General features: G+C 59.6%; 9 protein-coding genes and 1 pseudogene. 7 read left to right on the forward strand and 3 right to left on the reverse strand.

Annotated features, from left to right (window positions below; translation table 11 throughout):
- Positions 1 to 142: 142 nt before the first annotated feature.
- On the reverse strand, positions 143 to 352 hold the full coding sequence (locus tag HMPREF9538_RS33435; protein ID WP_349815817.1) for a DUF559 domain-containing protein: 210 nt from the start codon (positions 350 to 352) through the stop codon (positions 143 to 145).
- A 275-nt stretch (positions 353 to 627) separates the two neighbouring features.
- Here HMPREF9538_RS33435 and cysP point away from each other — a divergent pair, with 275 nt between their 5' ends.
- The 5 genes from cysP (at position 628) to cysM (ending at position 5,466) form a co-directional block, all read left to right on the forward strand.
- Positions 628 to 1,644, forward strand: a complete 1,017-nt coding sequence (gene cysP, locus HMPREF9538_RS03300) for a thiosulfate/sulfate ABC transporter substrate-binding protein CysP (protein WP_002913628.1) — start codon at positions 628 to 630, stop codon at positions 1,642 to 1,644.
- A complete protein-coding gene (gene cysT / locus HMPREF9538_RS03295) occupies positions 1,644 to 2,477 on the forward strand; it encodes a sulfate/thiosulfate ABC transporter permease CysT (RefSeq protein WP_002913626.1) in 834 nt (277 codons plus the stop codon). Before cysP ends, cysT begins: the two co-directional genes overlap by 1 nt.
- Entirely contained in the window at positions 2,477 to 3,352 is an 876-nt protein-coding gene (cysW, locus tag HMPREF9538_RS03290; RefSeq protein ID WP_002913625.1) for a sulfate/thiosulfate ABC transporter permease CysW, read from the forward strand. The genes cysT and cysW overlap by 1 nt, the downstream gene beginning before the upstream one ends.
- A complete protein-coding gene (gene cysA / locus HMPREF9538_RS03285; protein WP_002913623.1) occupies positions 3,342 to 4,436 on the forward strand; it encodes a sulfate/thiosulfate ABC transporter ATP-binding protein CysA in 1,095 nt (364 codons plus the stop codon). Before cysW ends, cysA begins: the two co-directional genes overlap by 11 nt.
- Positions 4,437 to 4,554: 118 nt before the next feature.
- Complete coding sequence (gene cysM, locus HMPREF9538_RS03280) at positions 4,555 to 5,466, forward strand: cysteine synthase CysM (RefSeq protein ID WP_004145610.1); 912 nt, start codon at positions 4,555 to 4,557, stop codon at positions 5,464 to 5,466.
- On the opposite strand, the pseudogene HMPREF9538_RS03275 reads toward cysM, so the two are convergent.
- Positions 5,463 to 5,858 (reverse strand): annotated as a pseudogene (locus HMPREF9538_RS03275) (YybH family protein). The gene cysM and the pseudogene HMPREF9538_RS03275 overlap by 4 nt on opposite strands.
- A 140-nt stretch (positions 5,859 to 5,998) precedes the next feature.
- Positions 5,999 to 7,297 (reverse strand): transcriptional regulator PtsJ, encoded by a 1,299-nt coding sequence (gene ptsJ, locus HMPREF9538_RS03270; protein ID WP_002913617.1) that lies wholly within the window; start codon positions 7,295 to 7,297, stop codon positions 5,999 to 6,001.
- 82 nt (positions 7,298 to 7,379) lie between these two features.
- Here ptsJ and pdxK point away from each other — a divergent pair, with 82 nt between their 5' ends.
- Together pdxK and HMPREF9538_RS03260 are read left to right on the forward strand one after the other, a co-directional pair.
- The gene (gene pdxK / locus HMPREF9538_RS03265; protein WP_004174917.1) at positions 7,380 to 8,246 is read left to right on the forward strand and encodes a pyridoxine/pyridoxal/pyridoxamine kinase; all 867 of its coding nucleotides are present in this window, start codon (positions 7,380 to 7,382) and stop codon (positions 8,244 to 8,246) included.
- Complete coding sequence (locus HMPREF9538_RS03260) at positions 8,243 to 8,482, forward strand: hypothetical protein (RefSeq protein WP_002913605.1); 240 nt, start codon at positions 8,243 to 8,245, stop codon at positions 8,480 to 8,482. The genes pdxK and HMPREF9538_RS03260 overlap by 4 nt, the downstream gene beginning before the upstream one ends.
- The last annotated feature ends 7 nt before the right edge of the window (positions 8,483 to 8,489 follow it).

Genomic DNA, 8,489 nt, shown 5'->3' on the forward strand with positions numbered 1-8,489 from the left:
CCCCCCCCGCAGGGGGGGGGGGGGGGGGGGACGGTAAGGTGCGGCTATGGGATCTGCGTGCGGATTCTTTTACTCCCTCTCCCTCAGTCAGAGGGGAGGGGTGAGGGCATCGGCGACTCAGGCGCTTCAAGTATCCCCTCCATCACCGCATCACCATGCTCTTCAAACTCAATATTCCAGAAGCGTAAAACTCGCCATCCCTCGCTCTGTTGCCAGCGGGTGCGGCGTCATCGTGTTGGCCGCCGTCCAGTTCAATCGCCAGCCGTATTGCGCAGCAGGCGAAATCGAGAATATAGGGGCCAACGGGGTGCTGACGGCGAAACGTGTCGCTAGCAAAACGGCGGTTGCGCAGTCAGTACCCTGGTCGACGTTCTGCGGGCGTTAAGCTACGTCTGAGCTGACGAGCAAATATCTGTGTGTTTTTCATATAAACACAGTGCACGCCTGGCTGCCGTTTGTCACAATGACCCGTCTAATCTGCGAGCCGCTTTCAGCTAAGCTTTGCCAGTTGCTTATTCCCTTTTCGACTTCCAAATCGCCAAACGGTATATAAAACCGTTACTCCTTTCGTACCCGTTATAAATATGATGATCATCAGAAAATGTTCAACGTTGATAAGGGTGCGCAATGGCCGTTAAATCACTGAAAAAAGGATATCTGGCGCTGGCGGCTTCCATGCTGCTGGTGGCGCAGGCGCAGGCGACGGAGCTGCTGAACAGCTCCTATGATGTCTCCCGCGAGCTGTTTGCCGCCCTTAACCCGCCTTTTGAGCAGCAGTGGGCGAAAGACAATGGTGGGGACAAGCTGACCATCAAGCAGTCGCATGCCGGTTCATCCAAGCAGGCGCTGGCTATTTTGCAGGGCCTGAAGGCGGACGTGGTCACCTACAACCAGGTGACGGACGTGCAGATCCTGCATGACAAAGGCAACCTGATCCCGGCCGACTGGCAAAGCCGTCTGCCGAACAACAGCTCACCGTTCTATTCGACGATGGGTTTCCTGGTGCGTAAAGGCAATCCGAAAAACATTCATGACTGGAACGACCTGGTTCGCTCTGACGTTAAGCTGATCTTCCCGAATCCGAAAACCTCGGGTAACGCCCGATACACCTACCTGGCGGCATGGGGCGCGGCGGATAAAGCTGATGGCGGCGATAAAGCTAAAACCGAACAGTTTATGACTCAGTTTCTCAAGAACGTCGAAGTCTTTGACACCGGCGGGCGCGGAGCGACCACCACCTTCGCCGAGCGCGGCCTCGGCGATGTGCTGATTAGCTTCGAATCGGAAGTGAATAATATTCGCAAGCAGTATGAGGCGCAGGGATTTGAAGTGGTTATCCCGAAAACCAACATTCTGGCGGAGTTCCCGGTAGCCTGGGTCGATAAAAACGTCAAAGCCAATGGCACGGAAAAGGCGGCGAAAGCCTACCTGAACTGGCTCTATACGCCACAGGCGCAAACTATCATTACCGACTACTACTATCGGGTAAACAACCCGAAAGTGATGGATGCTCTGAAGGATAAATTCCCGCAGACCGAGCTGTTCCGCGTGGAAGATAAGTTTGGCTCCTGGCCTGAGGTGATGAAAACCCACTTCGCCAGCGGCGGCGAACTGGACAAACTGCTGGCGGCGGGGCGTAAGTAATGTTTGCTGTGTCGTCCAAGCGCGTGCTGCCGGGCTTTACCCTGAGCCTTGGCACCAGCCTGCTGTTTGTCTGTCTGATTTTGTTATTACCGCTCAGCGCGCTGGTGATGCAGCTGGCGCAGATGAGTTGGGCGCAGTACTGGGATGTGATCACCAACCCGCAGGTGGTGGCCGCCTATAAGGTGACGCTGCTGTCGGCGTTTGTGGCCTCGATTTTTAACGGCGTCTTTGGTCTGCTGATGGCCTGGATCCTGACCCGCTATCGTTTTCCGGGCCGCACGCTGCTGGATGCCTTAATGGACCTGCCGTTTGCGCTGCCGACGGCGGTAGCCGGTCTGACCCTGGCCTCGCTGTTTTCGGTGAACGGTATTTATGGGGAATGGCTGGCGAAGTTCGATATTAAAGTCACCTATACCTGGCTCGGCATCGCCGTGGCGATGGCCTTCACCAGCATCCCGTTTGTGGTACGCACCGTGCAGCCGGTGCTGGAAGAGTTGGGGCCCGAGTATGAGGAAGCGGCGGAAACGCTGGGCGCTACGCGCTGGCAGAGTTTCCGCAAGGTGGTGCTGCCGGAGCTGTCGCCGGCGCTGCTGGCGGGCATTGCTCTGTCGTTTACCCGCAGCCTCGGCGAATTCGGCGCGGTGATTTTTATCGCCGGCAACATCGCGTGGAAGACGGAAGTGACGTCGCTGATGATCTTTATTCGTCTGCAGGAGTTTGACTATCCGGCGGCGAGCGCCATCGCCTCGGTGATCCTGGCCGCCTCACTGCTGCTGCTGTTTTCCATCAATACCCTGCAGAGTCGCTTTGGTCGACGCGTGGTAGGTCACTAATGGCGGAAGTTACTCAATTGAAACGCTACGACGCGCCCCGTATCAACTGGGGAAAATGGTTTCTGATTGGCGTCGGGATGCTGGTCTCCGCCTTCATCCTTGTGGTGCCGATGCTCTACATCTTTATCCAGGCCTTCAGCAAAGGATTGATGCCGGTGCTGGAAAACCTGGCGAACCCGGACATGCTGCATGCCATCTGGCTGACGGTGATGATTGCGTTGATTACCGTACCGGTGAACCTGGTGTTCGGTACCTTGCTGGCCTGGCTGGTGACACGTTTTACCTTTCCGGGGCGCCAACTGCTGCTGACGTTGCTGGATATCCCGTTCGCCGTCTCGCCGGTGGTGGCCGGTCTGGTGTATCTGCTGTTTTACGGCTCTAACGGTCCGCTGGGCGGCTGGCTTGACGCGCATAATCTGCAAATCATGTTCGCCTGGCCAGGCATGGTGCTGGCGACCATCTTTGTTACCTGTCCGTTTGTGGTGCGTGAGCTGGTGCCGGTGATGATGAGTCAGGGCAGTCATGAAGATGAGGCCGCGGTGCTGCTGGGCGCGTCCGGTTGGCAGATGTTCCGCCGGGTGACGTTGCCCAATATTCGCTGGGCGCTGCTGTACGGCGTGGTGCTGACCAACGCCCGCGCCATCGGCGAATTTGGCGCGGTGTCGGTGGTTTCCGGCTCGATCCGCGGCGAAACGCTGTCGCTGCCGCTGCAAATTGAACTACTGGAGCAGGATTACAACACCGTCGGCTCGTTTACCGCCGCCGCCCTGCTGACGTTAATGGCTATTCTGACCCTGTTTTTAAAGAGTATGTTGCAATGGCGTCTGGCCAATCAGAAAGAACGCGCGCAACAGGAGGGAAATCATGAGCATTGAGATTGCCAATATTAAGAAATCGTTTGGTCGCACCCAGGTGCTGAATGATATCTCGTTGGATATCCCTTCCGGACAAATGGTTGCGCTGCTGGGGCCCTCGGGCTCCGGAAAAACCACCCTGCTGCGAATTATCGCCGGTCTGGAGCATCAGACCAGCGGTCATATCCGCTTCCACGGTACCGACGTCAGTCGGATGCACGCTCGCGACCGTAAAGTGGGCTTCGTTTTCCAGCACTATGCGCTGTTCCGCCATATGACGGTGTTCGATAACATCGCCTTTGGCCTGACTGTGCTGCCGCGCCGCGAACGCCCCAATGCGGCGGCGATTAAAGCCAAGGTGACCAAACTGCTGGAGATGGTGCAGCTGGCCCATCTGGCGGATCGCTATCCGGCGCAGCTGTCCGGAGGCCAGAAGCAGCGCGTGGCGCTGGCGCGCGCCCTGGCGGTGGAGCCGCAAATTTTGCTGCTGGATGAACCTTTCGGTGCGCTGGATGCGCAGGTGCGTAAAGAGCTGCGCCGCTGGCTGCGTCAGCTGCATGAAGAGCTGAAATTCACCAGCGTGTTCGTCACCCACGATCAGGAAGAGGCGATGGAAGTTGCCGACCGGGTGGTGGTCATGAGCCAGGGCAACATCGAACAGGCCGATGCCCCGGAGCGCGTATGGCGTGAGCCGTCTACCCGTTTCGTGCTGGAGTTTATGGGGGAAGTGAACCGCCTGCAGGGGGTCATCCGCGGTGGACAGTTCCACGTCGGCGCCCACCGCTGGCCGTTAGGCTATACCCCGGCATACCAGGGGCCAGTGGACCTGTTCCTGCGCCCGTGGGAAGTGGACATCAGCCGGCGGACCAGCCTGGATTCGCCGCTGCCGGTGCAGGTCCTGGAGGCCAGTCCGAAAGGGCACTACACCCAATTAGTCGTTCAGCCTCTGGGGTGGTATGACGAACCGCTGAGCGTGGTGTTAACGGGCGACGAGGCGCCGTCCCGCGGCGAACGGCTGTTCGTCGGGCTGCAAAACGCGCGGTTGTACAACGGTACCGAGCGTATCGAGCCGCGCGGCGAGCTTGCTCTGGCAGAGTCGGCCTGATAGCTTAAATCCATGTGCTTTTGCCGGGTGAGGCTCTGCTCACCCGGTCTGGAATTATCACGCGTCTGCCAGGCCGGGTAAGCGAAGCGCCGCCCGGCTTTTTTATTGAGTAAAAATCGTGAATACACTCGAACAAACCATCGGCAATACCCCTCTGGTCAAACTTCAGCGTCTGGGACCGGACAACGGCAGCGAAGTCTGGGTCAAACTCGAAGGCAATAATCCGGCCGGCTCGGTGAAAGATCGCGCCGCGCTGTCGATGATCGTCGAAGCGGAAAAGCGCGGCGAAATTCAGCCCGGAGACGTGCTGATCGAAGCGACCAGCGGCAACACCGGTATTGCGCTGGCGATGATCGCCGCGCTGAAAGGCTACCGGATGAAGCTGCTGATGCCCGACAACATGAGCCAGGAGCGTCGGGCCGCGATGCGCGCTTACGGCGCCGAGCTTATCCTGGTCAGCAAAGAGCAGGGGATGGAGGGGGCCCGCGACCTGGCTCTGGAAATGGCCCAGCGCGGAGAAGGCAAACTGCTCGATCAGTTTAACAACCCGGATAACCCCTACGCCCACTACACCACCACCGGCCCGGAAATCTGGCAGCAGACCGCGGGGCGTATCACCCACTTTGTCTCCAGTATGGGGACCACCGGCACCATTACCGGCGTGTCACGTTTTCTGCGTGAACAGAGTAAACCGGTGACCATTGTTGGCCTGCAGCCGGAGGAGGGGAGCAGTATTCCCGGGATCCGCCGCTGGCCGGCAGAGTATATGCCGGGGATCTTTAACGCTTCGCTGGTGGATACGGTGCTGGATATTCATCAGCAGGATGCCGAGAATACCATGCGTCAGCTGGCGGTGCGGGAAGGCATTTTCTGCGGCGTCAGTTCGGGCGGCGCGGTAGCGGGCGCGTTACGCATAGCCCGCGAAAATCCTGGCGCGGTGGTGGTGGCGATTGTCTGCGATCGCGGCGATCGTTACCTTTCCACCGGCGTGTTCGGCGAAGAACACTTTAGCCAGGGGGCGGGCATTTAATCATCAAGCAGGTCGGTGCCGTAGGAGTTATCGACGGTGCACAGCCAGCGTTCGCCCTGCTTCTGAAAGACATAGGTGGCGCGTCACGTGACCTGGGATATCCCGTCCGCCGTCGGGATATCCAGCCGAGTCTCCATAATCACCAGCGCATTGCCGCCGCCTTCAATAACCTCCATTTTCCCCTGAGTCACCACCAGTCGGTGCTGGAAATAGTCGGCAATGGCGATAAAGGCTTTGCGGATATTCTCTTTCCCTCTGACCACCATGCCCGGTTTGACGACCAGCGCGGCGTCTTCTGCGTAATAACTCATCAGGGTATCGTAATCTTCCTGCGAGATAGCGCGATCGCAGGCTTCAATGACTGCTTTCAGTGCCAGGTCAGGGTGATGCATCTCTGGTGCTCCTTGTTGTGAGCGATTTGTCCGCCTCGGCGATCAGGGCATGCAGGAAAGACTAGCCTGCTGTCGTTTATTTTTCATTAATTTGTCGGCAGCTGCCATCACTCCCCGATACGTTCGGTGGACTGCCTGCGTCAGGGGGCGTCTAAGGCCTGCGCAATATCGGCCGCCAGGCGGGAAATCTCAGCGTCACTCAGACGGCCCAGCGACAGGCGTAGCCCGTGGGAGGGCGTACGGATGCCAAACACCTCTCCCTCCCGGACCAGCCAGCCGGCGCGGGCCAGGCGTAAGGCGTAGGGCTGGCTCGCCGCTGGCAGCGGCAGCCAGAAATTGAGGCCATCCCCTGGCGTAGCATGGCTGAAGCCGTGCCGGGCCAGCGCCGCCGCCAGTTTCTCATTCTGCTGGCGATAGTGACGACGGGTCTCCGTCATCGAGGCGATAAACGCCTCGTCGGTCAGGCAGGCCAGCGTCAGGTCCTGCAGCAGATGGCTGACCCACTGGCTGCCGGCGTTAAGCCGCAGGCGCAGCGCCGCTGAAGTAGCGGCATCGCTGGCGATAAAGGCCAGCCGTAGGTCTGGTCCGAGGGTTTTTGACATCGAGCGCACCAGCGCCCAGCGTTGGGTGCTTGCAGGAAGAGGGGAGTGCCATGGCGTGGCCGACAGCAGGGCAAAATGGTCATCAACAATCGCCAGTACCTGCGGATAGCGGGCTAGCACCTCCCGCAGAGCATGCGCCCGGGTTTCCGTCAGGCTACAGCCGGTAGGATTATGCGCGCGCGGGGTTAAGATCACCGCCCGTGCGCCGTTGCGTAACGCCTCCTCCAGGCCGTCAGGATCCATCCCTTCGGCATCCACCGCCACCGGGCAGGGGGTAAAACCGGCGTAACGCACCATATTGATGCTGCTGAGAAAACAGGGATCTTCCACCACAACGCCGTCGCCGGGGAGCAGCAGAGCGCACAGCAGGCGCTCCAGGGCGTCTATCGCCCCGCTGGCGAGATTCACCGCAAAGGGAACGGCTATCTCTCTGGCAAACCACGCCTCGGCCCATTGGCCAAGCCGCGGCTCGATGGGCGCATCGCCATACAGGCGGGGCGTGCGGGCAATCTGGCCCAGATAGCGGGGTAAATCAGGCAGTCTGGCCGGATCCGGATTGCCGCTGGAGATATCGTTCAGCGGGGTCGTTGGGTCACCTCCCTCCAGCGCCGGCAGTGTGTCCCGCGCTTTAATGGCTGTACCGTTGCGTCCCTGACTGACGGCCAGCCCGGAGGTCACCAGCCGTTTATAGGCGGCGGCGACAGTGTTGCGATTCACTGCAAGCTGGCTGGCGAGTTCACGTACCGGCGGCAGAACCTCTCCGGGCTGCAACCCGCCGCTCTGCACCAGATGGCGGATGTTATCGAAGATTTCGCTGGCGGTTTTTCCGGCTAACATTATTGACCTATGACAAAATGGAATTTAGCATAGGACGAATCATAATCAGTGCGTGACCCGCTGTCCAGCGGGGGGAGAAAAGATGGGCCAGCAGGATGATATACAATCAGTGCTCTTTCACGACAAAAGCCGGGCGTCGGAAGTGGATATCGTCGCCGTGCAGTCGCAGGTAGTCTATGGCAGCGTCGGCAACAGCATCGCGGTTCCGGCGATTAAACAGCATGGTCTGCGCGTGCTGGCGGTGCCGACGGTGCTGTTCAGTAATACGCCCCATTATGAGACGTTCTATGGCGGCATTATTCCGGAAGAGTGGTTTGTCGGGTATCTGCAGGCGCTGGAGGAGCGCGACGCGCTGCGCGAACTGCGTGCGGTCACCACCGGCTATATGGGCAGCGCTGTGCAAATCGAACGCCTGGCGCAGTGGCTGACGCGCGTACGGGCCCGCCATCCCGGGTTATGCATTCTGGTGGATCCGGTCATCGGCGATGTCGACAGCGGCATCTATGTCAAGGCTGAGATCCCGGACGCCTATCGTCAGCACCTGCTGCCGCTGGCGCAAGGGATCACCCCCAATCTGTTCGAACTGGAGACGCTGAGCGGCCAGCGCTGTCGCGATCGGCAGGAGGCGGTCGCCGCGGCGCGAAGCCTGCTGTCGGACACCCTCAAATGGGTGGTGATCACCAGCGCGCCGGGAGAGGCCGATTCGACGATCAATGTGCTGGTGGTGACGGCCGATGCAGTGGAAGTGGTGGTTCACCCGCGGGTGGAGACAGACTTAAAAGGAACCGGCGATCTGTTCTGCGCGGAGCTGGTGAGCGGGTTGCTTTCCGGCCTGGCGCTGGGGGCAGCGACGCAGGCTGCTGCCCAGCGCGTGCTGGAGGTGATGAACTGGACTGCCGCCCAGGGTTGTGACGAATTGATCCTACCGCCGCTGGAGCAAAGCAGATGAAAAGCTATCGGTTAGTGATCCGCCAGCAGGGACGCATTGTTGGTCATTTTGATACGACAGGTGAGGCGGCGCTGGAGGATGCCTGCGTGGCGCGGTCGCTGTTCGGCCTGGCCGGTGGATATCAGTGCGAACTGCTGGTCGCTGACAGCGAGCGGCGAATTCTGGAGAGCACCCCGGAGGGATTGCGCGTCTTGTCTCGCGAGAAGTGCTATCGACCGGTAACCTGCGCGGTATAAAAAAAAT

Source organism: Klebsiella sp. MS 92-3, assembly GCF_000195655.1.
Classification (GTDB): domain Bacteria; phylum Pseudomonadota; class Gammaproteobacteria; order Enterobacterales; family Enterobacteriaceae; genus Klebsiella; species Klebsiella pneumoniae.